The sequence below is a fragment of the Pseudomonas fluorescens genome (assembly GCF_902498195.1).
Taxonomy (GTDB): Bacteria; Pseudomonadota; Gammaproteobacteria; order Pseudomonadales; family Pseudomonadaceae; genus Aquipseudomonas; species Aquipseudomonas fluorescens_BU.
In genome coordinates this window covers 484919-510400 of record NZ_CABVIY010000005.1, presented here as the reverse complement: position 1 = coordinate 510400, position 25482 = coordinate 484919, and the positions used below count along the sequence as shown (strand labels likewise).

Annotated in this window: 21 protein-coding genes; 6 read left to right on the top strand and 15 right to left on the bottom strand. The window is 60.9% G+C overall.

The features are described 5' to 3' along the window. Positions 1-11: 11 nt before the first annotated feature. The 4 genes from F8N66_RS21055 (at position 12) to F8N66_RS21040 (ending at position 7655) form a co-directional block, all read left to right on the top strand. Entirely contained in the window at positions 12-1115 is a 1104-nt protein-coding gene (locus F8N66_RS21055) for an efflux RND transporter periplasmic adaptor subunit (protein WP_150772015.1), read from the top strand. Further along, positions 1112-2179, top strand: a complete 1068-nt coding sequence (locus F8N66_RS21050; RefSeq protein ID WP_150772014.1) for an efflux RND transporter periplasmic adaptor subunit — start codon at positions 1112-1114, stop codon at positions 2177-2179. Before F8N66_RS21055 ends, F8N66_RS21050 begins: the two co-directional genes overlap by 4 nt. Further along, on the top strand, positions 2176-5217 hold the full coding sequence (locus F8N66_RS21045) for an efflux RND transporter permease subunit (protein ID WP_150772013.1): 3042 nt from the start codon (positions 2176-2178) through the stop codon (positions 5215-5217). Before F8N66_RS21050 ends, F8N66_RS21045 begins: the two co-directional genes overlap by 4 nt. Before the next feature lie 182 nt (positions 5218-5399). After that, positions 5400-7655 (top strand): glycoside hydrolase, encoded by a 2256-nt coding sequence (locus tag F8N66_RS21040; protein WP_150772012.1) that lies wholly within the window; start codon positions 5400-5402, stop codon positions 7653-7655. Between the two features lie 38 nt (positions 7656-7693). On the opposite strand, the gene F8N66_RS21035 is transcribed toward F8N66_RS21040, so the two are convergent. From F8N66_RS21035 to F8N66_RS20975, 13 genes are all read right to left on the bottom strand, one after another. Next, complete coding sequence (locus tag F8N66_RS21035) at positions 7694-8320, bottom strand: class I SAM-dependent methyltransferase (protein ID WP_150772011.1); 627 nt, start codon at positions 8318-8320, stop codon at positions 7694-7696. A 158-nt stretch (positions 8321-8478) separates the two neighbouring features. Continuing rightward, positions 8479-8832 carry a DUF6124 family protein gene (locus F8N66_RS21030; RefSeq protein ID WP_150772010.1) on the bottom strand — a complete coding sequence of 118 codons (354 nt, stop codon included), beginning with the start codon at positions 8830-8832 and terminating at the stop codon, positions 8479-8481. A 448-nt stretch (positions 8833-9280) separates the two neighbouring features. After that, positions 9281-9925 carry a methionine ABC transporter permease gene (locus F8N66_RS21025; RefSeq protein WP_150772009.1) on the bottom strand — a complete coding sequence of 215 codons (645 nt, stop codon included), beginning with the start codon at positions 9923-9925 and terminating at the stop codon, positions 9281-9283. Next, positions 9915-11036, bottom strand: coding sequence for a methionine ABC transporter ATP-binding protein (locus tag F8N66_RS21020; RefSeq protein WP_150772008.1), 1122 nt, complete (start codon positions 11034-11036; stop codon positions 9915-9917). The genes F8N66_RS21025 and F8N66_RS21020 overlap by 11 nt, the downstream gene beginning before the upstream one ends. Before the next feature lie 2 nt (positions 11037-11038). Next, positions 11039-11848 carry a MetQ/NlpA family ABC transporter substrate-binding protein gene (locus F8N66_RS21015; RefSeq protein WP_150772007.1) on the bottom strand — a complete coding sequence of 270 codons (810 nt, stop codon included), beginning with the start codon at positions 11846-11848 and terminating at the stop codon, positions 11039-11041. 130 nt (positions 11849-11978) lie between these two features. After that, a complete protein-coding gene (locus F8N66_RS21010; RefSeq protein ID WP_150772006.1) occupies positions 11979-13337 on the bottom strand; it encodes an LLM class flavin-dependent oxidoreductase in 1359 nt (452 codons plus the stop codon). Then, complete coding sequence (locus tag F8N66_RS21005; protein WP_150772005.1) at positions 13337-14530, bottom strand: SfnB family sulfur acquisition oxidoreductase; 1194 nt, start codon at positions 14528-14530, stop codon at positions 13337-13339. The genes F8N66_RS21010 and F8N66_RS21005 overlap by 1 nt, the downstream gene beginning before the upstream one ends. A gap of 23 nt (positions 14531-14553) precedes the next feature. Continuing rightward, positions 14554-15795: an SfnB family sulfur acquisition oxidoreductase gene (locus F8N66_RS21000; protein ID WP_150772004.1), complete on the bottom strand. Its 1242-nt coding sequence runs from the start codon at positions 15793-15795 to the stop codon at positions 14554-14556. A 367-nt stretch (positions 15796-16162) separates the two neighbouring features. Further along, positions 16163-16885 (bottom strand): hypothetical protein, encoded by a 723-nt coding sequence (locus F8N66_RS20995; protein ID WP_150772003.1) that lies wholly within the window; start codon positions 16883-16885, stop codon positions 16163-16165. 473 nt (positions 16886-17358) lie between these two features. Next, positions 17359-18114: an L-cystine ABC transporter ATP-binding protein TcyN gene (gene tcyN, locus F8N66_RS20990; RefSeq protein ID WP_150772002.1), complete on the bottom strand. Its 756-nt coding sequence runs from the start codon at positions 18112-18114 to the stop codon at positions 17359-17361. Between the two features lie 4 nt (positions 18115-18118). Then, positions 18119-18784: a cystine ABC transporter permease gene (tcyL, locus tag F8N66_RS20985; protein ID WP_150772001.1), complete on the bottom strand. Its 666-nt coding sequence runs from the start codon at positions 18782-18784 to the stop codon at positions 18119-18121. Continuing rightward, positions 18784-19578 (bottom strand): cystine ABC transporter substrate-binding protein, encoded by a 795-nt coding sequence (gene tcyJ / locus F8N66_RS20980; RefSeq protein WP_150772000.1) that lies wholly within the window; start codon positions 19576-19578, stop codon positions 18784-18786. Before tcyJ ends, tcyL begins: the two co-directional genes overlap by 1 nt. Before the next feature lie 296 nt (positions 19579-19874). Beyond that, complete coding sequence (locus F8N66_RS20975; protein WP_150771999.1) at positions 19875-20867, bottom strand: D-cysteine desulfhydrase; 993 nt, start codon at positions 20865-20867, stop codon at positions 19875-19877. 190 nt (positions 20868-21057) lie between these two features. Between F8N66_RS20975 and epsC the strand changes: the two genes are divergently transcribed. Both epsC and betT read left to right on the top strand, forming a co-directional pair. Next, a complete protein-coding gene (gene epsC / locus F8N66_RS20970; RefSeq protein WP_150771998.1) occupies positions 21058-21984 on the top strand; it encodes a serine O-acetyltransferase EpsC in 927 nt (308 codons plus the stop codon). A gap of 338 nt (positions 21985-22322) precedes the next feature. Beyond that, positions 22323-24278, top strand: a complete 1956-nt coding sequence (gene betT / locus F8N66_RS20965) for a choline transporter BetT (RefSeq protein ID WP_191623035.1) — start codon at positions 22323-22325, stop codon at positions 24276-24278. Between the two features lie 9 nt (positions 24279-24287). On the opposite strand, the gene F8N66_RS20960 is transcribed toward betT, so the two are convergent. Both F8N66_RS20960 and F8N66_RS20955 read right to left on the bottom strand, forming a co-directional pair. Then, positions 24288-24548 carry a hypothetical protein gene (locus tag F8N66_RS20960; protein WP_150771996.1) on the bottom strand — a complete coding sequence of 87 codons (261 nt, stop codon included), beginning with the start codon at positions 24546-24548 and terminating at the stop codon, positions 24288-24290. Between the two features lie 136 nt (positions 24549-24684). Further along, positions 24685-25425: an SDR family oxidoreductase gene (locus F8N66_RS20955; protein ID WP_150771995.1), complete on the bottom strand. Its 741-nt coding sequence runs from the start codon at positions 25423-25425 to the stop codon at positions 24685-24687. Positions 25426-25482: the final 57 nt, after the last annotated feature.

Here is a 25482-nt window from a genome sequence, read left to right as displayed (position 1 = left end):
AAGGAGTCTGCATGGTTGGTCCCGGATTGAGAATAGCCCTTGGCCTGAGCCTGCTGGCCTTGCTGAGTGCCTGTAGCGAAGAGAAGCCGGTCGAGAAGGCCCGGCCACGGGTTTTCGTGCAAGAAGTCAAACCGGCCAACTATGCCACCAGCGTGACCTTGACCGGCGATGTACAGGCGCGGGTGCAGACCGAACTCTCGTTTCGCGTCGGCGGCAAGATCATCCAGCGTACGGTCGACGTCGGTGACCGCATTTCCGCCAAACAGGTGCTCGCCCGGCTTGATCCCAAAGACCTGCAGACCAACGTCGATTCGGCCCAGGCCCAGGTCGTCGCCGAACAGGCCAAGGTCAAACAGAACGCCGCGTCTTTCGTGCGCCAGCAAAAACTGCTGCCCAAGGGCTACACCAGCCAAAGCGAATACGATTCGGCCCAAGCCGCGTTGCGCAGCAGCCAGAGTTCGCTCGCGGCGGCCCAGGCGCAACTGGCCAATGCCAAGGAGCAATTGAGCTACACCGCGCTGATTTCCGATGCGCCGGGTGTGATCACCGCGCGTCAGGCGGAAGTCGGCCAGGTGGTGCAGGCCACGGTGCCGATCTTCAGCCTTGCGCAGGATGGCGACCGCGACGCGGTGTTCAACGTCTTCGAGTCGCTACTGGTCGAGCCGCCGTCGGACAAGTCGGTGGTGGTCAGCTTGCTGGATAACCCGGCGATCAAAACCACCGGCACCGTTCGCGAGATCACGCCGGCCGTCTCCGAGCAGACCGGCACGGTGCAGGTCAAAGTCACCCTGGGTCCTTTGCCGCAGGGGATGCAACTGGGTTCTGTGGTCAGTGCCACCGCTCATACCCGGGGCAAAGCCGCCGTGGAGTTGCCGTGGTCGGCGCTGACCAAGGATGTCAGCCAGCCTGCCGTGTGGCTGGTGGACGGGGAGGGCAAGGCGCAGTTGCACCCCGTCACCGTCGGCCGCTACCTGACCGGAAAAGTCATCATCAGTGGAGGTCTGAACGGTGGCGAAAAAGTCGTCATCGCCGGGGGGCAGTTGCTGCACCCGGGCGTGATCGTGGACGTCGCCGAAAACACCTACAAGGAATTCGCCACGGAGGCCCAGCCATGAGGCGCCTGTTACTGGTATGCGCCAGTGTGATGCTGGTGGCCTGTTCGAAAAAGGAGCCACCGCCGGAGCCGGTACGCCCGGTGTTGTCGATTCTGGTCAAGGCATTCGGCGAGGAAAACCTCGGGCGTTTTGCCGGCAACATTCAGGCGCGCTACGAAAGCAATGTCGGGTTCCGCATACCGGGACGCATTGCCAGCCGTGCCGTCGACGTCGGCGCAGAAGTGAACGCCGGTGACCTGCTCGCCTCGCTCGACCCCACCGACCAGCAGAACCAGCTACGGTCGGCAGAGGGTGACCTGGCGAGTATTCAGGCGCAATTCATCAACGCCCAGGCCACCGCGCGCCGGCAGCAGGATTTGTTTGACCGCGGCGTGGGTTCGCAGGCGCAACTCGATTCGGCGCAAACCGATCTGAAAACCACCCAGGCGTCGCTCGATCAGGCGCGGGCCGCGGTCAACCAGGCCAAGGACCAGCTCAATTACGTTGAATTGCGCGCCGACCACAAATCCGTGGTCACCGCGTGGAACGCCGAGGCCGGGCAAGTCGTTACCGCTGGCCAGCAGGTCGTGACCCTGGCGCAACCGGACATCAAGGAAGCGGTGATCGATCTGCCCGACACCCTGATCGATCAGTTACCCAAGGACGTGGTGTTTCAGGTCGCCGCGCAACTCAACCCGGAAATCACCACCACCGCCACCGTGCGGGAAATCGAGCCCCAGGCCGAAAGCACCACCCGCACCCGGCGCGCACGCCTGACCCTGGCCGAGACACCGACCGCATTCCGCCTGGGGACGGCGATCAGCGTGACCTTGAGTTCAGCCATCAAGCCACGTGTCGAAGTGCCCTTGACGGCCTTGCAGGAGGTAGAGGGTAAAACGCGGGTCTGGGTCGTCGATCCGCAGACGCAAACCGTGTCGTCTCGGGACGTCAGTGTCGTCAGCCGCACCGACAGCAGCGTGGTGCTGGCCTTCGGGGTGAAGAACGGCGAACGCGTCGTCACCGCCGGTGTGAACAGCCTCAAACCGGGGCAAAAAGTGAAAGTCGACGGGGGCAGCCCACAATGAAAGGGAGTTTCAACTTATCCGAATGGGCCCTCAAGCATCAGTCGTTTGTCTGGTATTTGATGTTCGTCGCGCTGCTGATGGGCGTGTTTTCGTACATGAACCTGGGCCGCGAGGAAGACCCGTCGTTCACCATCAAAACCATGGTGATCCAGAGCCGCTGGCCCGGTGCGACCCAGGAAGAAACCCTCAAGCAGGTCACCGACCGCATTGAGAAAAAGCTCGAAGAACTCGATTCGCTCGACTACGTGAAAAGCTACACCCGCCCCGGCGAGTCCACGGTCTACGTGAACCTGCGCGACACCACCAAGGCCAGGGATATTCCGGAAATCTGGTACCAGGTGCGCAAGAAGATCGGCGACATCAAGGGCCAATTTCCCCAGGGCCTGCAAGGGCCGTCATTCAACGACGAGTTCGGTGACGTGTTCGGTTCGGTCTACGCCTTCACCGCCGATGGCTTGTCGATGCGCCAGCTGCGCGACTACGTCGAGCAGGCCCGCGCCGAGATCCACAATGTGCCGGGGCTGGGCAAGATCGAGATGATTGGCCAGCAGGATGAAGTCATTTACCTGAACTTCTCCACGCGCAAACTGGCGGCACTGGGCATTGATGAAGGGCAGGTCGTGCAAAGCCTGCAAAAAGAAAACGCGGTGACCCCGGCCGGGGTGATCGAGGCGGGCCCGGAGCGGATTTCGGTGCGCACTTCCGGGCAGTTCGCCTCCGAAAAAGACCTGGCCAACGTCAACCTGCGGCTCAACGACCGCTTCTATCGCCTGGCCGATATCGCCGACATCCAGCGCGGCTACGTCGACCCGATGACCCCCGAGTTTCGCTTCAATGGCCAGCAAGCCATCGGCCTGGCCATCGCCATGCAGAAGGGCGGCAACATCCAGGTGTTCGGCAAGGCGCTGCACGAGCGCATCAATGAACTGACCGCCGACTTGCCGGTTGGCGTTGGCGTACACAACGTGTCCGACCAGGCTGAAGTGGTGGAAGAGGCAGTCGGCGGCTTTACCAGCGCATTGTTTGAGGCGGTGGTGATCGTGCTGGTCGTCAGCTTCATCAGCCTCGGCGTGCGCGCAGGGCTGGTGGTGGCGTGTTCGATCCCGCTGGTGCTGGCGATGGTGTTTGTGTTCATGGAATACAGCGGCATCACCATGCAGCGGATTTCCCTCGGCGCGCTGATCATCGCCCTGGGCCTGTTGGTGGACGACGCGATGATCACCGTCGAAATGATGGTGTCGCGTCTGGAAATGGGCGATACCAAGGAGCAGGCGGCGACCTTTGCCTACACCTCGACGGCGTTCCCGATGCTCACCGGTACGCTGGTGACCGTCGCCGGCTTCGTGCCGATCGGCCTGAACGCCAGCTCTGCCGGTGAGTACACCTTCACCCTGTTTGCGGTGATCGCCGTGGCGATGATCGTCTCGTGGATAGTCGCCGTATTGTTCGCCCCGGTGATCGGCGTGCACATCCTCAGTACCAACGTTAAGCCGCATTCGGCAGAGCCCGGGCGACTCGGTCGGGCGTTCAATGGCGGCTTGCTGTGGAGCATGCGCAACCGCTGGTGGGCGATCGGCATCACGGTGTTGCTGTTTGTGCTGTCCGTGTTCTGCATGCGCTTTGTGCAGAACCAGTTCTTCCCGTCCTCGGACCGCCCGGAAATCCTGGTGGACCTGAACCTGCCGCAAAACGCTTCCATCGACGAAACGCGCAAAGCCGTGGACAAGCTTGAAGCCACGCTCAAGGGCGACCCGGACATCGTGCGCTGGAGCACCTACATCGGCCAGGGTGCGATCCGTTTCTACCTGCCCCTCGACCAGCAATTGCAGAACCCGTACTACGCGCAACTGGTGATCGTCAGCAAAGGCTTCGAGTCGCGCAAGGTGCTCAGCGATCGTCTGCGCGAACGCCTGCGCAAAGACTTCGTCGGCATTGGCAGCTACGTGCAAGCGCTGGAAATGGGCCCGCCGGTCGGGCGGCCGATCCAGTACCGGGTCAGCGGCAATGACATCGATCAGGTGCGCAAGCACGCCATCGACCTGGCCAGCGAACTGGACAAGAGCCCGCACATCGGCGAGATCATTTTCGACTGGAACGAGCCGGGCAAGGTGCTGCGCATCGACATCGCCCAGGACAAGGCGCGCCAGCTCGGCCTGTCGTCCGAGGACGTGGCCAACCTGATGAACAGCATCGTCAGCGGCTCGACCGTGACCCAGGTCGACGACGACATCTACCTGATCAACGTGGTCGGCCGCGCGGTGGACGCCGAACGGGGCACGCCGCAAACCCTGCAAAACCTGCAGATCGTCACGCCCAGCGGCACCTCGATCCCACTGCTGGCGTTCGCCACCGTGCGCTACGAACTGGAGCAGCCGCTGGTGTGGCGCCGTGACCGCAAACCGACCGTGACCATCAAGGCCGCCACGCTCGGCGAGATCCAGCCCACCGACCTGGTGGCCCTGCTCAAACCCGGCATCGACAAGTTCGCGGCGGCGTTGCCGGTGGGTTACAAAATCGCCACCGGCGGTACGGTAGAGGAAAGCGCCAAGGCCCAGGGGCCGATTGCCAAGGTCGTGCCGTTGATGCTGTTTTTGATGGCCACCTTCCTGATGATCCAGCTGCACAGCGTGCAGAAGATGTTCCTGGTGGCCAGCGTGGCACCGCTGGGCCTGATCGGCGTGGTGCTGGCGCTGGTGCCGACCGGAACGCCGATGGGCTTCGTGGCGATTCTGGGGATCCTGGCGCTGATCGGCATCATCATCCGCAATTCGGTGATCCTGGTGACCCAGATCGACGAGTTTGTGAGCGCAGGCTCTTCACCGTGGGATGCGGTGCTGGAAGCGACCGAGCATCGTCGCCGGCCGATTCTGCTGACGGCGGCGGCGGCGAGCCTGGGGATGATCCCGATTGCCCGGGAAGTGTTCTGGGGGCCGATGGCGTACGCGATGATCGGCGGCATCATCATCGCCACCTTGCTGACGCTGCTGTTTTTGCCGGCGTTGTATGTGGCCTGGTACAAGATTCGCGAGCCGAAATAAAAGCGAGCAAGCCCGCTCCCACATTTGAAATGCATTCCAATGTGGGAGCGGGCTTGCTCGCGAAGAGGCCAGTACAGGCGACGGAATGCCAATGGTTCCAGAACGAAAATTTGGGAACGGTCCTACTTACAGCATGGGTGCGTTACGATACGGTCCCTTCTCCCGATGGAGGAGGGTTCTCGATGTCATACGTTACCCGTCGTTTGTGTTGGGGGCTGTTGTTAGTCGTTCTCTTGCTGTCATCCTCGACGCTGGCCGCCAGCGTGCTGGAAAACCCGCGGTGGCGCGTCGAACTCGATCCCGCCACGCTCGCGATCCGCGTCATCCCCGCACGGCACCCGCCCGTGCAAGCCTCGCTCGGCGTTGTCGGGCACAAGGTCAGCCATCTCAAGCAAAGTACCGACCGCCTGGACTGGAAATGGAATGACGGCGCCTGGACGCTCAGTGCCGTCCTGGATGAGCGTGAGCTGTCCTTGTCCATCACGGCCCGCGATCCCGGTGAACTGACGTTCCTCAAGCAGCCCGGCAGTGCCATGGGCAAAGGCCTGGTCTGGCCGCTGGCCGAGGGGCATTACGTACCCGCGGGGCACTCGCTGTGGCAGCGGTTTCTGCTCGATCAGGGTGGCTTCAACACCACCCAGGACCTGAGCCTGCCGCTGTGGGGCGTCGATCATGGTGGTTTCACGCTGAACTGGCTGATGACCAATCCCTACAACAATCGCCTGACCTTCAGCACCGAAAGCAACACCCTCGCCCTGACGGCCCATCACCAATTCACCTCCCTTGAGCCCCATGCACCGCTGACGTTCAAACTGTCGTTGGGGGATGCCGATCTGTTGGCCGGAGCCAAGCGCTATCGGCAATGGTTGGTTGATACCGGGCAATACGAAACCTTGAGCGACAAACTGTTGAAGACTCCCGAAGCCAAGAAGCTCCTGGGGGCCAGCCATGTTTATCTGTGGGGCAACGACCTGCTCGGCCCGGGCGACGTGCGCAACTGGCCGGCCTTGTTGACCCTGATGCGTGGCAACGGTGCGCTGGCCAGCGCGTTACGCGCAAAATTCGATGTCGAAACCCTTAAGGTTCTCGGCGCCGCGCAACCACCGCTGAACGGATATCAACAAACCACGTTGTTGCGCGGCCTCAACGGCGCGCTCAACACCCGGGCGCGAAAGGGCTGGCAGGCGGTCGTCGAACCGGATATGCAGACACTCGCCGAGGGTTACGGCCCACTGCGTACGACGCTGGCCGCTGAATTTGCCGAAGCGCTGACAGCCCACCCCGAACGCTGGGGCAGCAGCTTGTCCGCGAGCACCTTTGAACAGCTGAAAACGGCAGGGCTTTTGCGCTTGTGGATAGGCCTCGGTGAGGGCTGGGAGGGCGGTCTCTGGCATCCCGAGGCCGTGCGCGAGGCTGTCGCGGGAGGGTATTTGCTGGCGCCGTACGACTCCTACGAAACCGCGCTCAGCGCCAGTGAAAACCCGGACTGGACCACGGCACACCTGGGCTCACGCGCCAACCGGGAATGCGCGATTGTCTTGAACGGGGGCCAGTTCAAAAGCGGGTTCCAGCAATCGGGTCACTACACCGATCCACGCTGCGTGCGCCCATTGCTGGAGGCGCGTATCAAAGCGGTACAGGCCCGTGCCGGTTTCAACAGCTGGTTTCTGGATGCCTACGCCACCGGCATGCTGTTCGACAGCTATCGACCGGGTGCCACCTTGACCCAGGCCCAAAACGCAGCGGGCAATATCGACGCGGCGCGCTGGCTGAATGAAACCTTGCACCTGCCGACGGGTTCCGAGGATGGCAACGCCACGACCTCGCAGGGGATTCTGTTTGCCCATGGCATGCAGACGCCGGTGATCGGCTGGGGTGATGCGGACATGAGTAAAAAACCGGAGTCTATGTATTTCCTGGGCCGTTGGTTCCCCAATGAGCAGCCTCAAGTGTTCTTCAAATCCGTGCCGCTCAAAGAGCCCTACCGGACGGTGCATTTTGCCCCGCAGACGCGCCTGCCGCTGTATCAGGCGGTGTTCCATGGCTCGGTCATCACCACCCATCACTGGCTGTTCGACAGCCTCAAACTGAGCAATGTGCGGGTCGAAAATGAATTGGCCCAACTGCTCTACAACGTACCGCCGCTTTATCACCTCAGCGCCGAGACGTTGAAACAGAGGCTGCCGTTGATGGCGCGCCAGGATGCCTTCTTCCGTCCCCTGCACGAGCGCCTGGCGACCCAGGCGATGACCGGCTTCAGATGGTTGAGCGAGGATCGGCTGGTGCAGCAGACCACGTTTGTCGATGGCACACGGCTGATGGCCAATTTTGATGGGCGTGAACGTGAGGTTGAGGGGGTGCGGCTGGCGGGGCAGAGCATCACAGTGTTTTGGGGGGATGGGGTGGTGGGGAACTATCAGGTTTCTTCTTCGCCCTGAAGAGCTTCGCGAGCACAAACACCCACACCCTGAAAGCTTCACGCCTTACGCCAGACACTCGCCAACCAAGGCTGCTGCTCCCTGGGCAACCCCGCCGGCCGATAGTAATGCTCCAGTTCCACAAACCCCGCCTCGGTCAGCAACTGCTGCCAGGCCGCCAGGTCGTGATACGCCCCATAGCGCGGCCCATTCCAGCCTTCCTGATTCTCGCCACGGGGATTGGAACTGAACAACACACCCGCAGGCTTCAACGCCGCCCGCAGTTCCTGCAACACGCGGGGCAACTCCTGGCGCGGGATGTGGAATAACACCGCATTGGCAAAAATCCCGTCGAAACGCTCATTTGGCAGATCAAGCTTCAAGAAGTCCTGCTGCCAGACCTCGCAACCGCTGTCCTCCCGGGCCATCTGCGCAAATTTTTCCGAACCGTCGAGCCCGACGGCCTTGTGGCCCATGCGGGTGAAGGTTTGCAAGTCGCGACCCGGACCGCAGCCAAAATCCAGGATGTCGAATGGCGCCGTGCCCTGTATATGCCGCATCAGCGCATCGATATTTTGGCTGACGTCGTGATCACGCGTGCCTTCGCGAAAACCTTCGGCCACCGAGTTGTAATGGGCCAGGGTGGTGGCGGTGATCTGGTCGAGGTCGGTGGAGGTCTGTTTCATGGTGGGCTGCGCAGGCAATTGGGATTTGCCGAATATACGCCATGGCGCCGGGGGCTGCTGCGCAGCCATTCGCGAGCAAGCCCGCTCCCACCGTTGACCGCATTCCAAATGTGGGAGCGGGCTTGCTCGCGAAGGCGATTTCACTGACAACCGATGACTCAGCCGTGCTTCATGCCCAAACACTCAATCGACCGATCCACCATCGCCTTGGCAATCTCCAGCAAATGCCACACCGAAAACACCATGGCCCGGTCGGCACCCTTCAGATGATCGCCACACTGATACGCCGTGACCGACGCACAGCGCAGCAGATCGGCAATGTAGAGCTGGGTGTCTTCGAAGCTCACATCCTTGCTGACGTTGTAGAAGCGCAGTTCATCGGGGGGCGAGGGCTGGTCGCCGGTGAGGTAGAAGTCGATGGCGCGGTAGAGGGCGGAGCGGTCTCTGAGCAGGTCGTCAGTGATGGCTTCGTCGGAGGAGGATTCTGGTGGATCGGGGACTGATTTTTCCATGGTTACTCCTATTGCAGAACAGGAGCCATCACTTACCGCCTACTAAGCGATTGGGTGGTGGCTGTGCGCAGGTAGTAGGCCGGTCAATAGGAAAACCGGTGCATCCAAAGATGCCCCACGCACAGCTACCATTTCTGCATGCGGCAACAATCGCCGAGCATGAAATTGCTATGCACCTATTGTCCGGGGCTACTAAACCCGATCACTGATGAGCAGTGACGGGCCGAGACTAGCCAGCAGATTTGGCAGGCGCAAGCGAGCGAAATAATCTAGGAAATGTCCTGCAAAGGAAAGGGATCGGACCTTCGGAATTACTGATTTCCTTGTACGAAATATCGACAAGATCGCAGCCTTCGGCAGCTCCTACAGAGGTCGTGCCGAGCCCGAATTTCGTATCAACACCTCACCCAGTAGGAGCTGCCGAAGGCTGCGATCTTTTGATCCTGATTCAGCGCTTGTTCAGGCCCCGCGCCAACCGATCCCCACCCAGCTGAATCAACGCAACCAACACCACCAGCAGCACAATCACCGTCAACATGATCTGGCTGTCAAAACGCTGATACCCATACCGATAAGCAATGTCGCCCAGCCCACCGGCACCAATTGCCCCGGCCATGGCCGAGGAGTTGATCATCGTCACCAGCGTGATGGTGAACCCGCCCACAATCCCCGGCAGCGCCTCTGGCAACAGCACATGCCAGACGATGTGCTGGCGCCGGCAACCCATGGCCTGCGCCGCCTCGATCAAGCCGTGATCCACCTCACGCAAACTGACTTCGGCAATCCGCGCAAAGAACGGCGTGGCGGCGATGGTCAGCGGCACCACGGCGGCCCACACGCCGTACGTGGTGCCAACGATCAACCGCGTGAACGGAATCAGCGCCACCATCAGGATCAGGAACGGAATCGAGCGAAACAGGTTCACGAACGCGCCCAGCGCACGGTTCACCGCTGGGGCTTCGTAGATGCCGCCCTTGGAGCTGGTGACCAGGATCACTGCCAGCGGAATGCCCGCCAGCAACGCAATCAACGACGACACGCCGACCATCAAAAACGTGTCGATGAAACCCTGCAGCAAGCGATCAAACCACATAACCCAACACCTCCACCTGCTGCGCCCATTGGCTTGCGCGCTGGCGCAATGCTTCGGCGTCGAGGGACGAACCCGTCACCGCCAACAGCAATTGCCCCAGCGCATGGCCCTGAATCCGTTCCACGCCACCTTGCAGCAGGCGCACGCGGCCACCGAGGGCGCTGAACAGGGCGGCGATGTCCGGTTCGTCCTGCGCCGTGCCGGTGAATTGCAGGCGCAACACGACGGCGTCGGCTGAGGACTGCGGTTGTGCCTGCAAGCGGCTTTGCAGCTCCGACGGCAGGGCGTGCTGCAACGGCGCGAGCAAGGTCTTGCTGACTTCGTGCTGCGGGTTGCCGAACACTTCCCAGACCGGCCCCTGCTCGACCACGCGGCCGCGTTCGAGGACCACCACCCGATCGCAGATTTCGCGGATCACCGCCATTTCGTGGGTGATCAAAATGATGGTCAAACCCAGGCGCCGGTTGATCTCGCGCAGCAGGCCGAGGATCGATTGCGTGGTCTCCGGGTCCAGCGCGGAAGTGGCTTCATCGCACAACAGAATCGCCGGGTCATGGACCAGCGCCCGGGCGATGCCGACACGCTGCTTCTGGCCGCCGGACAGCTGCGCCGGATAGGCCTTGTGCTTCGCCTCCAGGCCCACCAGTTCCAACAGTTCACGGACCTTGCGGTCACGTTGTTCCTTGGGCACGCCGGCAACCTTGAGCGGCAATTCGACGTTCTGCCAAACGGTCTTAGCCGACATCAGGTTGAAGTGCTGGAAGATCATGCCAATGCGCCGGCGCAGCGCCACCAGACGGTCTTCATCGAACTCGCCGATGTCCACCTGGTCGATCAGCACCCGACCACTGCTCGGTTGTTCGAGGCGGTTGATGGTGCGGATCAGCGACGACTTGCCGGCGCCGCTGCGGCCGATGATGCCGAACACTTCGCCGCGCTGGATCGCCAGGTCGATGCCGTGCAGGGCGGCCACCGGACCTTGCTTGCCCTCGTAGGTTTTACCCAGGTTGCTGAAGCGCACGTGGGCGTGATTCAGGTCCGGGTGCAGTTCGGCTTGTATCGCTTGCTTAGGCTCTGGAATTTCCAGTCGCATTTGGGTCGCGGCGGTCATTTTCAGCTTTCCCAACCGGCTTGATAGAGCTTGCCGTGGGCTTTATCCAGGGCGGCGCGAACGGCGGGCGAATGCTGGTAGATGTCGACGAATTTGATCAGGCGCGGGTCGGTTTTGCTTTTCGGCTGGATCACGAACTGAATCACGTATTCCTTGTGATCCAGGCCGTCGAACAGCAGGGCCGAGCCGGCATCGAAGGTCTTCGCCAGACGGATGTAGGCCGGGTAACCCTGGACCAGGTCGGCGTCGTCATAGGCGCGCACCAGTTGCACGGCTTCAACCTGGAGAATCTTGATTTTCTTCGGGTTGGCGATGATGTCGTCTTCGGTGGCCTTGTAGCCCACGCCCGGCTTGAGGGTGATCAAGCCGGACTTGGCCAGCAGCTGCAAACCGCGACCGCTGTTGATCGGGTCGTTGGCGATGGCCACGCTGGCGCCTTCTGGCAGCTCGTCGAAGCTTTTGTATTTTTTCGAGTAGAGGCCGACGTTGTTGATGATGCCCGGCGCGAACGGCACCAGGTCAAAGCCGGCGGCCGCCTTGGCGTTTTCCAGGAACGGGATGTGCTGGAAGTAGTTCACGTCGATGTCACCCGACGCGAGGCTGACGTTCGGCGCGATCCAGTCGCTGAACTCCACCAGCTCGACCTTCAGGCCTTGTTTGCCGGCTTCTTCGACGGCCGCTTCCAGCGGAATGGCGAAGGCGGCGGTGGTGCCGATTTTCAGCGCCGGGTCGGCGGCGAACACCGCAGAGCTGAACAGGCCGAGGGCCAGGGCCAGTGCTTTGACTGGGTGAGAGAAGTAAGTCTTGGTCATGATCAGGGTTTCCAGTCAGTGCATTAAATTTTCGGTGTCTATCAGGGCCTCATCGCGAGCAGGCTCGCTCCTACAGGGATTGTGTGAACACCCAATATCCACTGTAGGAGTGAGCCTGCTCGCGATGCTTTTAGCGTCTGTAGGCGGACCCGGTGTGTTGCTCAGGCAAATGCGCCCCTTCGCGAAACAGTTTTTCCCGCAAGCTGCCATCGTCGTAAGCGGTCTTGTACGACCCACGCCGCTGCAACTCTGGAATCACCCGTTCGATGAAATCCACATAGCTTTCCGGCGTGACGATGCGTGTCAGGTTGAAGCCGTCGAGGCCGGTTTCGGCGATCCACGATTCCAGCTCATCAGCCACTTGTCCGGGCGAGCCGACCACGGTGATGTAGCGCCCGCCGAGGGCGTGTTGGTCGAGCAATTTGCGCCGGGTCCAGTCGTTGTTTTGCAGGTTCTTGGTGGCGGACTGGATCGCGTTGCTTTTCACGTACTGGATCGGCTCGTCGATGGCGTATTCGGAAAAATCGATGCCGGTGGACGCCGAGAAATGCGCCACGCCGGCCTCGGCGCTGGCATAGCTCAGGTACTCGGCGTGCTTGGCCCAGGCCAGCTCTTCAGTGGCGCCGACAATCACGTTCAAGCCCATGAACACCTTGATGTCCTCGGGGTTGCGCCCGGCCTCGACGGCGCTGGCGCGGACCTTGTCCACCTGCACTTTGGTCGACGCTTTGTTCTGGCCGCTGATGAACACGCACTCGGCGTGACGCCCGGCGAACAGCAAACCGCGATCGGAACTGCCGGCCTGGAACAGCACCGGCGTGCGCTGTGGCGACGGCTCGCACAGGTGATAGCCCTCGACCTGGTAGAACTCGCCCTTGTGCTCGACCTTGTGCACCTTCTCCGGCTGCGCGTAGATCCGCTGCTGCGGATCGTTCAACACCGCGCCGTTTTCCCAGCTGCCTTCCCAGAGTTTGTAGAGCACCTCCAGGTATTCGTCGGCCTGGTCGTAGCGGCGGTCGTGTTCGACCTGTTCGCTCAGGCCCATGGCCTTGGCGGCGCTGTCCAGGTAGCCGGTGACGATGTTCCAGCCCACGCGACCGCGACTCAGATGGTCGAGGGTCGACATGCGCCGGGCGAACAGGTACGGCGGCTCGTAGGTGAGGTTGGCGGTGAGGCCGAAACCGAGGTTTTTGGTGACCGCGGCCATGGCCGAGACCAGCAGCAGTGGATCGTTGACCGGCAGCTGGATCGACTCCTTCAGCGGCACGTCCACCGAGTGCTGGTACACGTCGTAGACGCCGACGATGTCGGCGATGAACAGGCCGTCGAACAATCCGCGCTCCAGCAATTGCGCCAGTTCGGTCCAGTACTCGATCGTCTTGTATTGGGTCGAGGTATCCCGTGGATGCGTCCACAAACCGTGGTTGATATGCCCGATGCAGTTCATGTTGAACGCGTTGAGCAGGATCTTCTTTTTCGCGTCAGCCATCAGATGGTCCCCCGCAGTGGCGGGTTTTCATCGTTGAGGTAGTAATTGCCGACGGCGTGATACTTCCAGCGCACCGGATCGTGCAGCGTATGCACCCGTGCGTTGCGCCAGTGGCGATCCAGGCCGTGTTCACGCAGGGTCGCCTGGCTGCCCGCCAGTTCGAAGAGTGTGGTGCCGGCGGCGAGGGAAATCTCGGTGCTGATGGCCCGGGCTTCGGCGACGGCAATCGAGGCGGCGGCGACGGTTTCGGCGTTGGTGTTCGCCTGGGCCTTGTCGAGGAATTCACCGGCACGCTCCAGCAGGGCTTCGGTAGCGTGCAGGCGAATGCTCAAGTGGCCGAAGCTCTTGATCGTCAGCGGGTCCTCGGTGGCGATTTCATGGGTGGCGTCGATCCAGGCGCGGGTCTTGGTGCGCACGAAATGCAGCGCATCTTCATAGGCGGCGCGGGCGATGCCGGTGTCGATGGCCGCGTGGAGGATCTGTGCCAAAGGGCCGACCGGGGTCGGGCGTTCGAACGCCGTCTGGAACGGGATCACGTCTTCGGCGGCCACGAACACATCTTCGAACACCACCGAACCGCTGCCGGTGGTGCGCTGGCCGAAGCCGCTCCAGTCGTCGATCACCGTCAGGCCTTGGCTGTTGCTCGGCACGAAAGCCAGTTGCTGCACACCGTTTTCATCGATCACCGAGGTCGGAATGCGCTGGGCGTAGATCGCCCCGGTGGCGTAGAACTTGCGGCCGTTGATGCGATAGCCATTGCCGTCGCGTGTCAGGCGGGTGACGCGGTCGTGGGCGGTTTTAGTGCCCAGTTCAGCGAGTGCATTGCCGAAACGCTGGCCGGCCAATACTTCGGCATACAGGCGTTTTTTCTGTTCCTCGCTGCCGTTCACGCGCAGCACTTCCAGGGCATAGAAATGGTTCTGCGGGATCTGCCCCAGCGAGCCATCGGCCTGGGCAATCAGGGCAATGACTTTGGCCAGCGTCACATTGGACACGCCGGCGCCGCCGTATACCTTGGGCACGCTGATGCCCCACAGGCCCGAACGGGAAAACACTTCCAGCTCCGGGTGTGGCAAACGGCGTTCGCGGTCGCGCACGGCGCTGTCGCGTTTGAAATCTTCGGCCAGGTCGCTGGCGACGATCAGGGCTTGCTCATCGCTGGTGATGACCGCGACGGGGTGAGAAAAAGTCATGAGTTTCTCCAGATGTCTGGTCGTTAAATCCAGGAATGGCGAGCCGGCAACGTGCCGTTCAAGTGATAAGCGCCGACGGCGTGATACTTCCAGCGCACCGGGTCGTGCAGGGTGTGCACCCGGGCGTTGCGCCAGTGGCGGTCGAGGTTGAATTCGGCGAGGGTGGCGCGGCTGCCGGCCAGTTCGAAAAGCTTTTCGCTGGCGAGCAACGAGATTTCGGTGGTCAGCACTTTGGCTTCGGCGACGGCAATCGAAGCGCGAGCGGCGGACTCGGCGGTGAGTGGCGCGGCGTGCACCTGATCGAGCACTTGGCCGGCCTTGCGCAGCAGCGCTTCGGCGGCGTGCAGTTCGATTTTCAGTTTGCCGATGTCGGCGATCACGTACAGGTCATCGCTGGCCCGTTCGACGTTGGCATCGATCCACGGCCGGGCGCGGGTCTTCACGAATTCGATGGCGTCGTCGATGGCGCCCCGGGCAATGCCGGCGTCGATGGCGGCTTGAATCAGCTGCGAGACGGCGCCCTGGGTGTTCGGTTTTTCGTTGATCTTCCAGTTGTCCACCACCAGCTCGGCGTCGACCCGCACGTTATTGAGCAGGATGGTGCCGCTGGCGGTGGTGCGCTGGCCAAAGCCGGACCAGTCATCGACGATCCGCAGCCCTGGCGTGCCGCGACGGACGAACGCGAGTACCTGTTTGCCGTCGTCGTTGAGCGCCTTGACCGCCACCCAATGGGCGAACAGCGCGCCGGTGGAATAGAACTTCTGGCCATTGATGACAAAGCTGTCGCCATCGGCGGTGATGCGCGCCTTGAGTTCCAGGGTGTTTTTGGTGCCGCGTTCCGGCCCGGCATTGCCGATGCGCCAGCCTTCGAGCACGCTCTTGAAGAGCTGTTTTTTCTGCGCTTCAGTGGCGCTGCCCAGTACCAGGTTCAGAATGCCGAACTGGTTCTGCGGGATCTGCCCGAGAGCCGGATCCGCCGCGGAAATGATCGCGAAGACTTCAGCCAGGGTGACGAACGACACCTGTGGGCCGCCGTACTCGCGCGGGATGGCCATGCTGCCCAGGCCGCTGCGGGTGAATTGTTCGATTTCCGACCAGGGCAGCTTGCGCTGCTGGTCGCGCCTGGCCGCTTGCAGACGGGCGACTTGCGCCAGCTCATGGGCGGCCTTGATGGCTTGAGCGTCGTTGCGCAGCACTTGCGCGGGCAACAACAACGGGGCGATGTCCAGGTCACTCTGGACGATTGCATCTGCCAGACTGGACATCAGTGCCGCTCCTTGGCTGCACGCAATGCCCTGGCGATCTGCACTGGGGTGATTGTGTTCCGGACCATACCTACCTCACATCTTGTGGAAGCGCCGCGGTGCGGCGAACGAAAACAAAGAAGGTCCGGTGGTCCGGTGTATATACCCTAAGCGTTTATAAATAAGTTATGAACTAACTTTTAGGAATATATATAGAAGTGTGTCGCCACGAACTGTTGCTCCAGAAACACTTGTTTGCGGGGCAACAGTTCACTGTTCAAATCGGTTTTTCTGTAGGAGCGAGCTCGCTCGCGATGGTCGTCAACGATTACGCGTATTTGTTGGTTAAGCGCGGTGGATTTGAGTCCATCGCGAGCAGAGATCGCTCCTACAGGGAGATGGAGCCTTTCAGGTTAGCGATTTTCAACGTCCGTACCGGCGCCCAGCGCGAGTTGTTCCCGACCCGGTCGAGGATGCAGTAAGTCACCTCCAGCCGCAGATCTTCGCCGGCTTCGGTAATGATTGCTGTCGGAACCCAGACCTGAATCGGCTGCCCCACATCACAGGCCTTGAGCCGAGGCAGATCCATGCGCACATCGCCCCAGCGCAGGGTTATTTCGTCGCCCTCGGCCATGTTGAGGTAAGGCTCGATAGTCAGCGGGACGCCGCGCTGGATCTGTTGCGGATTGACCCCGCGCCGACGGATGGTGGTGGGAAGTGTCACCGGCGCCAGATTCTGGTTTTCGTCACCAAAACGCGGTGAGGGCTGCCCCCCTGGGCAATCGAGTTTGACGTGCATCTTGGTCGCGACCGATAGCGCCGGGTTGCACCCGACCTGCATCACCCGGTAATGCGCGAACGATGTGCCGCTGACGATAAAACTTTCCGGTACCCGCAGACTGACGGGATGGCCAACATCCTCTTTGGTCAGCACGCGAGCGGCGACGAAGCAGTCGTCCCAGAACAACTCGATCAGATCGCCGGTATCCATGCCGGCGTACGGCCCTATGTCGACCAGCAAGTTCGCGGCCGCGAGGATATTGATGCCGGCGTTGCTGGATGGCTCCAGGGTCGGTGGCGCCAGTGGCGGTGTGTGTGAAATGCAGGTCATGGGATTTTCTCCTTGAAGTCTTGCGGCGAAATCCTTTTCTGAAGAAAAGAAGTTCGAACAGCAAAGCCAGCCATTACTTTGAGTTGAAATAATGATTGGGTGTGATGAGTGGAGGCGGCAGGAGAATAGATAAGAGTGCGCTTGAATAAGTGTCAATAGGATTGGTTAGTTGGTGCAAAAGTCTGGGGTTATTCAGAAAGTTCCTACGTGTCGTAGTTAATTAACGCTATTAGTGCGTCGAAATTGACTATGGAGACTGAGGTTTTTCGTGCGGAGTGCAGGGTTCGTGGGGGCTTTGGCTAGACGCAATATGCATGGCGAAAGGATGGCGGTATGTGTGAAGCATATATATGTAACGCGCGAGCTGACAAAAGCCGGCTATTGTTTGTGCGGTTTAGTTGTGCGCAAATAACATTTTGGAAGAGAGGTTAACTTCCGTCCGTGGAAGTTAATGTTTTGTTGCGATGGGTTTGTTAGTTGTGTGTGTTATTTAGAAACTTGCTGAGAAACTGTTTCGTGCGTTCTTCTTTCGGATTGGCAAACAGCGCCTTGGCTTCGCCTTGTTCGACGATCACGCCCTTGTCGAAAAACACCACACGGTTGGCCACGTCACGGGCGAATGCCATTTCGTGGGTCACGATGACCATGGTGCGGTTTTCTTCGGCCAGGCCACGAATCGTCGCCAGCACTTCGCCCACCAGCTCCGGGTCCAGGGCTGAGGTCGGTTCGTCGAACAGGATCACTTCCGGTTCCATTGCCAGCGCGCGGGCTATCGCCACCCGCTGTTGCTGGCCGCCCGAGAGACGGCGCGGGTAAGCGTCTTCCTTGCCCGCCAGGCCGACCTTGGCCAACAGCTTTTTAGCCAGGGCAATGGCATCGTCGCGGGGGACCTTCTTTACGATGATCGGGCCTTCGATGACATTTTCCAGGGCAGTGCGATGGGGGAACAGGTTGAAGTTCTGGAACACGAAGCCCACGTGCTGGCGCAAACGACGCACCAGGCTTTGCTGCTGGTTCAGCGGGCGGCTGGTATCGATTTCGATATCGCCGACCTTGATCCGGCCGCTGGTGGGTTCTTCCAGGAAGTTCAGGCATCGCAGGAACGTGGTCTTGCCCGAACCGCTGGGCCCGATGATCGCCACGACCTCACCTTCCTTTACTTGCAGATCGATGCCGTTGAGCACGACTTGACCCTTGAACTGCTTTGTCAGCTTTTCCACGACAATCATGGGGTCAGGACTCCTGGTCGTGCCGATTGACCCGCTCTTCCAACTTGTTCTGCAGGTGCGAGAGCACCGTGGCCAGAATCCAGTAGATCAGCGCGGCGGCAAGATACATGGTGAACACTTCGAAGGTGCGGGCGGTGATCAGTTGAGCCTGGCGGAACAGCTCCGGCACCTGGATGGTGGCGGCCAGCGCGGTGTCCTTGACCAGCGAAATGAAGCTGTTGCCCAGTGGCGGCAATGCAGTGCGCATCGCTTGCGGAATGATGGCCCGGCGCAGGGTTTGCGCACGGGTCATGCCGATGCTGGCAGCCGCTTCCCACTGTCCGCGTTCAATCGAGCTGATCGCGGCACGCAGGATTTCACAGGCGTAAGCGGCCATGTTCAGCGAGAAGCCGATCATCGCCGCCGGAATCGGATCGAGTTCCATGCCCAATTGCGGCAAGCCGTAATAGATCACGAACAGTTGCACCAGCAACGGCGTGCCGCGAAAGAACGACACGTAGATGCGGGCGATCCAGCTCACCAGTTTGAAGCGCGACAGGCGCATCAATGCCAGGCCGAAGCCCAGCATGAGGCCAAAGAACATCCCGCCCAGGCTCAGGATCACCGTGTAGTACGCGCCCTTCAGCAGGAAGGGCGCAGAGTCCAGCGCGAGTTGAAGACCTGCTTCCATTATTTAGTGACGTCGGCGTTGAAGTATTTCTGCGAGAGTTTGGCCAGGGTGCCATCGGCGCGCAGTTTGTCGATCGCCTTGTTCACAGCGTCCAGCAGTTCCGGCTCGCCTTTGCGCAGGGCAATACCGGCTTCCTGACGGGAGAACGCTTCGCCGGCGGCGATGGTGTCCTTGGCCTTCTGGGCGTATTCCAGTGCGGCCAGGCGGTCGATCAGAATGGCGTCGATGCGGCCGTTGCGCAGGTCCTGGAACTTGGTCGGATCATCGTCGTAGGTCTTGATGATGGCTTTAGGCTGATTGTCCTTGAGCCACTGCTCGTAGTTGGTGCCCAGGCCCACGCCGACTTTCTTGCCGGCCAGATCATCAGCGCTCTTGATGGTGTCTTTGTTCTTGGTCAGGACCAGCGCCTGAATCCCGGAAACGGTGTAAGGCTCGGAGAAGTCATACTTCTTCTTGCGCTCTTCGGAGATGGTCACCTGATTGATCACCGCGTCCAGACGCTTGGATTCCAGCGCCGCCAGGATGCCGTCCCATTTGGTCGGTTGCAGTTTGACCTTCACGCCCAACTCTTTGGCCAGCGCTTCGGAGAACTCGACCTCGAAACCGGACAACTTGCCGTCGGCATCGACGAAGCTGAACGGTGGGTAAGTGCCTTCCAGGCCAACGTTAATCACGCCGGCATCTTTGATTTTTTGCAGCTGCTCACCGGCAACCGCCTGGCCCATCAGGCCAGCGCTCAGTGCCAGGCCCAGCGAACCCACCAGCAGATTTCGACGTAGTGCGGAAAAATTCATGACAAGCCCCTGTGTTTTCTTATGGAAGACGCTTTTAAAAAAGTTGGCGAAATCGGGAATTGGACGACAGCGCTATCCTGCCTTAAAGCAGCGTATGCGTCTCTCGGGAAATTCGCCTGCGGCATGACTATATGATGGCATTCTTAGACTTGAAAATAATAAATTCTAAATTTGATATTCCTTTGGGGAATATGAGATGTCTTGCAAAAGATCGCAGCCTGCGGCAGCTCCTACAAGAGTCGGCGTTCTTACTGTAGGAGCTGCCGAAGGCTGCGATCTTTTGATCTTCGGCTCGGTTACAGAAAATCCTTGTAGGCAAACAACGCCGGCGCCCCACCGGTGTGCAGGAAGATGATCGGACCCTCGTCGAAACGCTGGCGGCCGATGCCGTCCAGCAACCCGGCCATGGCCTTGCCGGTGTACACCGGATCGAGCAGCAGGCCTTCCTGGCTCGCCAGCAGTTTCACCGCGGCCAGGGTCCCGGCATTCGGCTCGCCGTAGCGCGGCGCGAAATATTCGTCCCACAACTCGACCTTGAAACTCGTCGGCAACGTCACGCCCAGCAACTCGGCGGTGCGCTCGGCCAGGCCTTGTACCTTCGGCCGCTGGTCTTCCTCGCTGCGCGACACGGTGACACCGATCACGGGCAGATTCGGCAGGGCTTCATTCAATGCCAGTGCCAGGCCGCTGTGGGTGCCGGCGCTGCCCGAGGCCAGGACGACGGCGGCGAAATTCAGCCCGGTGTCCTTGATCTGCTCGGCCAGTTCCAGGCCCGCACGCACATAACCCAGGGCGCCCAGTGCGTTGGAGCCGCCGATGGGCACCAGATAGGGTTTCTTGCCATTGCTGCGCAGGCGAGACGCCAGTGCCTGCAGTTGTTCGTCGGCATTGTCGAGATTCTCCACCAGCTCGACCTTGGCATCGAACAGGTCCAGCAACAACCGATTGCCGTTGCCGACATAGTTGGCGTCGTCGGTGCCCAGGGGGTTTTCCAGCAGGGCGACACAGCCCAGGCCCAGCTTGGCGGCAATGGCAGCGGTCTGGCGCACGTGGTTCGATTGCAGCGCGCCGGCGGTGATCAGGGTGTCGGCGCCCTGGGCCAAGGCGTCGGCGGCCAGGTATTCGAGTTTGCGCAGCTTGTTGCCGCCCAGGGCCAGCGGCGTCAGATCATCGCGTTTGACGTAGACATCGCGGCCCAGCCAGGTCGACAGGCGTTCGAGTTTTTCCAGGGCGGTGGGCTGAGTGAGCAGGTCGAGACGGTTAAAGCGGGCAAGCTGTTGTTTGATCATGAGTCCGTACTGGCGGTGAATGATCTCAGGACTATAGGCACGCCTAAATGTCTGGGCAACCGTCAATCGCTTATAGCCAATGGTGCTTACCACAGCACAATTGGTTCTTAATTTGGCCCGTGGACCTTGCCGTAAAGTAATCGCCGTCAGTGCGGCCAGACAGTCCGGTCGCCCGTGAGGAGTTTTTACCGTGAGTGAGCGTTCCAGCCATTGGCAATTGCAGACCATCGTCAGCCAGCTGCGCACCGCACGTGATCAGTGGCGTGCGCAAAACGGCCGCGCCAGCACCGAGCAGGGCGGCCGCGAGTTGCCGTCACGGGCGGCCATGGCGGAGATTCTCGAGGCGCTCTGTGGTGCGCTGTTCCCGATGCGTTTGGGGCCGGTTGACCTGCGCGAGGAAAGCGAAGACTTCTACGTCGGCCACACCCTCGATGTGGCGCTCAATGCGTTGCTGGCCCAGGCACGACTCGAATTGCGCTACGCCGCACGCCACAGTGCCCAGGCCGACAACGAGGTCGAGGCCAGGACCATCCAGATCATTCAGGACTTTGCCCTCGCCCTGCCGGGTTTGCGCAGTCTGCTGGACACCGACGTGCTGGCGGCCTACCACGGCGACCCGGCGGCGCGCAGCGTCGATGAGGTGCTGTTGTGCTACCCGGGCATTCTGGCGGTGATTCACCATCGGCTGGCGCACCATTTGTATCGCGCCGGGCTGCCGTTGCTGGCGCGGATCAGCGCGGAAATCGCCCATTCGGCCACGGGTATCGACATTCACCCCGGTGCGCAGATCGGTCGCAGTTTCTTCATCGACCACGGGACCGGCGTGGTGATTGGCGAGACGGCGATCATTGGCGAGCGGGTACGGATTTATCAGGCCGTGACCCTGGGCGCCAAGCGTTTCCCGGCGGATGAAGACGGTCAGTTGCAGAAGGGCCAGCCACGGCACCCGATTGTCGAGGACGACGTGGTGATTTATGCCGGTGCGACGATTCTGGGGCGAATCACCATCGGCAAGGGATCGACCATTGGTGGCAATGTCTGGCTGACCCGCAGCGTACCGGCGGGCAGCAACCTGACCCAGGCGAATCTGCAGCATGATGACGGGACGCAGAAGTAACCCCGGATAAACACCGTTCCTCCCCTGTAGGAGCTGCCGAGTGAAACGAGGCTGCGATCTTTTGATCTTGCTTTTACAAAGACAAAATCAAAAGATCGCAGCCTCGTTTCACTCGGCAGCTCCTACTGTTCGAACATGACCGCCCAGCCCTGCGATTAGTCCTTAGCACCCTATCCATGTTTAACTTGAACGTTCATTCAAGTTAAACCGGTGGTTCGCCGCCCGCTCACAACAGGAGGCTTGCCTTTGCTGAGTCCGATTTCTACAGCCACGTTTCACTGCTTCGAGGTGCACCGTTGATGAGTGCATCGTCCCTTCCTTCCAGCGGCCAGGTCCGCATGAACCCCCCGGTGTTCTGGTTCGCCGCGAGTTTCATCCTGTTGTTCGGCGTCGTGGTCATGGTCATGCCCGAACAGGCCGGTGCCTGGCTGCTGGCAGCGCAAAACTGGGCGGCCAACACGGTTGGCTGGTACTACATGCTGGCGATGACCCTGTATCTGGTCTTCGTGGTGGTCACCGCGTTATCGGGCTACGGCAAGATCAAACTCGGTGCCGACCACGACGAGCCCGAATTCAGTTACCTGTCCTGGGCCGGCATGCTGTTCGCCGCCGGGATCAGCATCACGCTGTTTTTCTTCTGTGTGTCCGAACCCTTGACCCACATGTTGCAACCGCCACAAGGCGAGGCGGGCACGGCGGATGCGGCGCGCCAGGCAATGCAGATTCTGTTCCTGCACTGGGGCCTGCACGGCTGGGGCGTGTTCGCCTTCGTCGGCATGGCGCTGGCTTACTTCGCTTACCGGCACAACCTGCCGCTGGCCCTGCGTTCGGCGCTGTACCCGCTGATCGGCAAGCGCATCAACGGCCCCATCGGTTATGCGGTGGACGGCTTCGGGATCATCGCCACGGTGTTCGGCCTCGGTGCCGACATGGGTTTTGGCGTGTTGCACCTCAACTCGGGTCTGGATTACCTGTTCGGCATCGCTCACACCCAGTGGATTCAGGTCGGCCTGATCACGCTGATGATGGGTGCGGCGATCATCGTCGCGGTGTCCGGCGTCGACAAGGGCGTGCGGGTGATGTCCGATATCAACATGCTGCTGGCCTGCGCGCTGCTGTTGTTCGTGTTGTTCGCCGGGCCTACGCAGCACTTGCTCAACACCTTGATCCAGAACGTTGGCGATTACCTCGGCGCCTTGCCGATGAAGAGTTTCGACCTGTACGCCTACGACAAACCCAGCGACTGGCTGGGCGGCTGGACGGTGTTCTACTGGGCCTGGTGGATTGCCTGGTCGCCGTTCGTGGGGCTGTTCATCGCGCGGATTTCCCGTGGCCGCACCATCCGTGAGTTCGTTTTCGGCGTGCTGTTGATTCCCCTCGGTTTTACCCTGGCGTGGATGTCGATCTTCGGCAACAGCGCCATCGACCAGGTGCTCAACCACGGCATGTCGGCGCTGGGCCTGTCGGCCATCGACAACCCGTCGATGACCCTGTACCTGTTGCTGGAAACCTACCCGTGGAGCAAAACCGTCATTGCGGTCACGGTGTTCATCAGCTTCGTGTTCTTTGTCACCTCCGCCGATTCCGGCACCGTGGTGCTGTCGACGCTGTCCGCCAAGGGCGGTGGTCCCGATGAAGACGGGCCGAAATGGCTGCGGGTGTTCTGGGGTGCGATGACCGCGCTGGTGACCAGCGCGCTGCTGTTCTCTGGCAGCATCGATGCGTTGAAGTCGGCGGTGGTGCTGACCTCGCTGCCGTTCTCGCTGATCTTGCTGTTGATGATGTGGGGCCTGCACAAGGCGTTCTATCTGGAGTCGCAAAAGAAGATCGCGCAGATGCATTCGTTGGCGCCGGTGTCCGGCGCGCGGCGGGGCGGCTGGCGCCAGCGCCTGAGCCAGGCCGTGCATTTTCCCTCGCGGGACGAGGTGTATCGCTTCCTCGATTCGACGGTACGCCCGGCCATCGAAGAAGTGTCGGCGGTGTTCATCGAGAAAGGTCTGCATGTCATCACGCACCCCGAGCCGGTCAATGACTGCGTCAGCCTGGAGATCGGCCACGGTGACCAGCATCCGTTCATCTACCAGGTGCAGATGCGCGGTTATTTCACGCCGTCGTTCGCCCGTGGCGGCATGGGCTCCAAGGAACTCAACAACCGCCGCTATTACCGGGCCGAAGTGCATTTGAGCGAGGGCAGTCAGGACTACGACCTGGTGGGTTACAGCAAGGAGCAGGTGATCAACGACATTCTTGATCAGTACGAGCGGCACATGCAGTTCTTGCATCTGGTGCGTTGAGGGGCGGCTTCAGGTCTCGGCGGTCAGCACCATGAACAACACCAGCGCCGCCACCGGGACACCGAACACGGCGCTGCCCACCGCCAGTTCCGTGCTCAATGGCTGGCCGGCGTGCACCATGCCGACCGCGCCATTGATCATCGTCAGCGCCAGCCACAGCACGATAAAGCTGTAGGCCAGGATGGGGCGGGTGAAGCCGATTTTCTCACCGATGTAGAGCATCAGGGCGAGGAGGATCAGGCCGAAGGTGATGATGATGGTGGTGTGCATGGAGGTTTGCCTGACGGATTTGCATTGACGGGTCGGCCGTCTTCGCGAGCAAGCCCGCTCCCACATTAACACCGCGTCACGGTGTGGGAGCGGGCTTGCTCGCGAAGAGGTCGCCTCGGTCTCAGATAGAGCATAGTCAGACCAACCCGCCATTGACCCGCAAAATCTGCCCATTGACCCAATCCGAATCCGGCCCGGCCAAAAACGACACGACCCGGGCGATGTCTTCCGGTTGCCCCAACCGCTCCAGCGGCGCCATCCTGGCGAAACCCTGGATCTGTTCCTCGCTCTTGCCATGCAAAAACAGCTCGGTCGCCACCGGCCCGGGCGCCACCGCATTGACCGTGATATTGCGCCCGCGCATTTCCTTGGAAAACACCTGGGTCAAGGATTCCACCGCCGCCTTGCTGGCGATGTACACCGCGTAACCCGGCAAATTCAAACCGACGGTGCTGCTGGAAAAGTTGATGATCCGCCCGCCCGCATTCAGGCGCGTGGCCGCTTCACGCAGGGTGTTGAAGGTGCCGCGAGCATGAATGTTGAAGGTCTGCTCGAACAGCTCGTCGCTGTGTTGCGCCAGCGGCATGACCTTGAGGATGCCGGCGTTGTTGACCAGTACATCGACTTTGCCCAGCTGTGTTTCAGCTTCGTCGAACATCCGCCGGACATCCTCGGCATTGGCCACGTCCGCCTTGATCGCCAGAGCTTGATGGCCGGCCTGGCGCAGCTCCACCACGAGTTTCGAGGCCTCGCTGGCGCTGTTGGCGTAGTTGATGGCGACGGCAAAACCCTCGCTGGCCAGTTGTCTGGCAATGACCGCGCCGATGCCGCGGGAGGCGCCGGTCACGATGGCAACTTTCGATGGTTGAGAGGGCATGGTGCTGGTTCCTGTTGATGGGGTGTGAAGCCAATCTCACATGTTTACTCAGGCCGA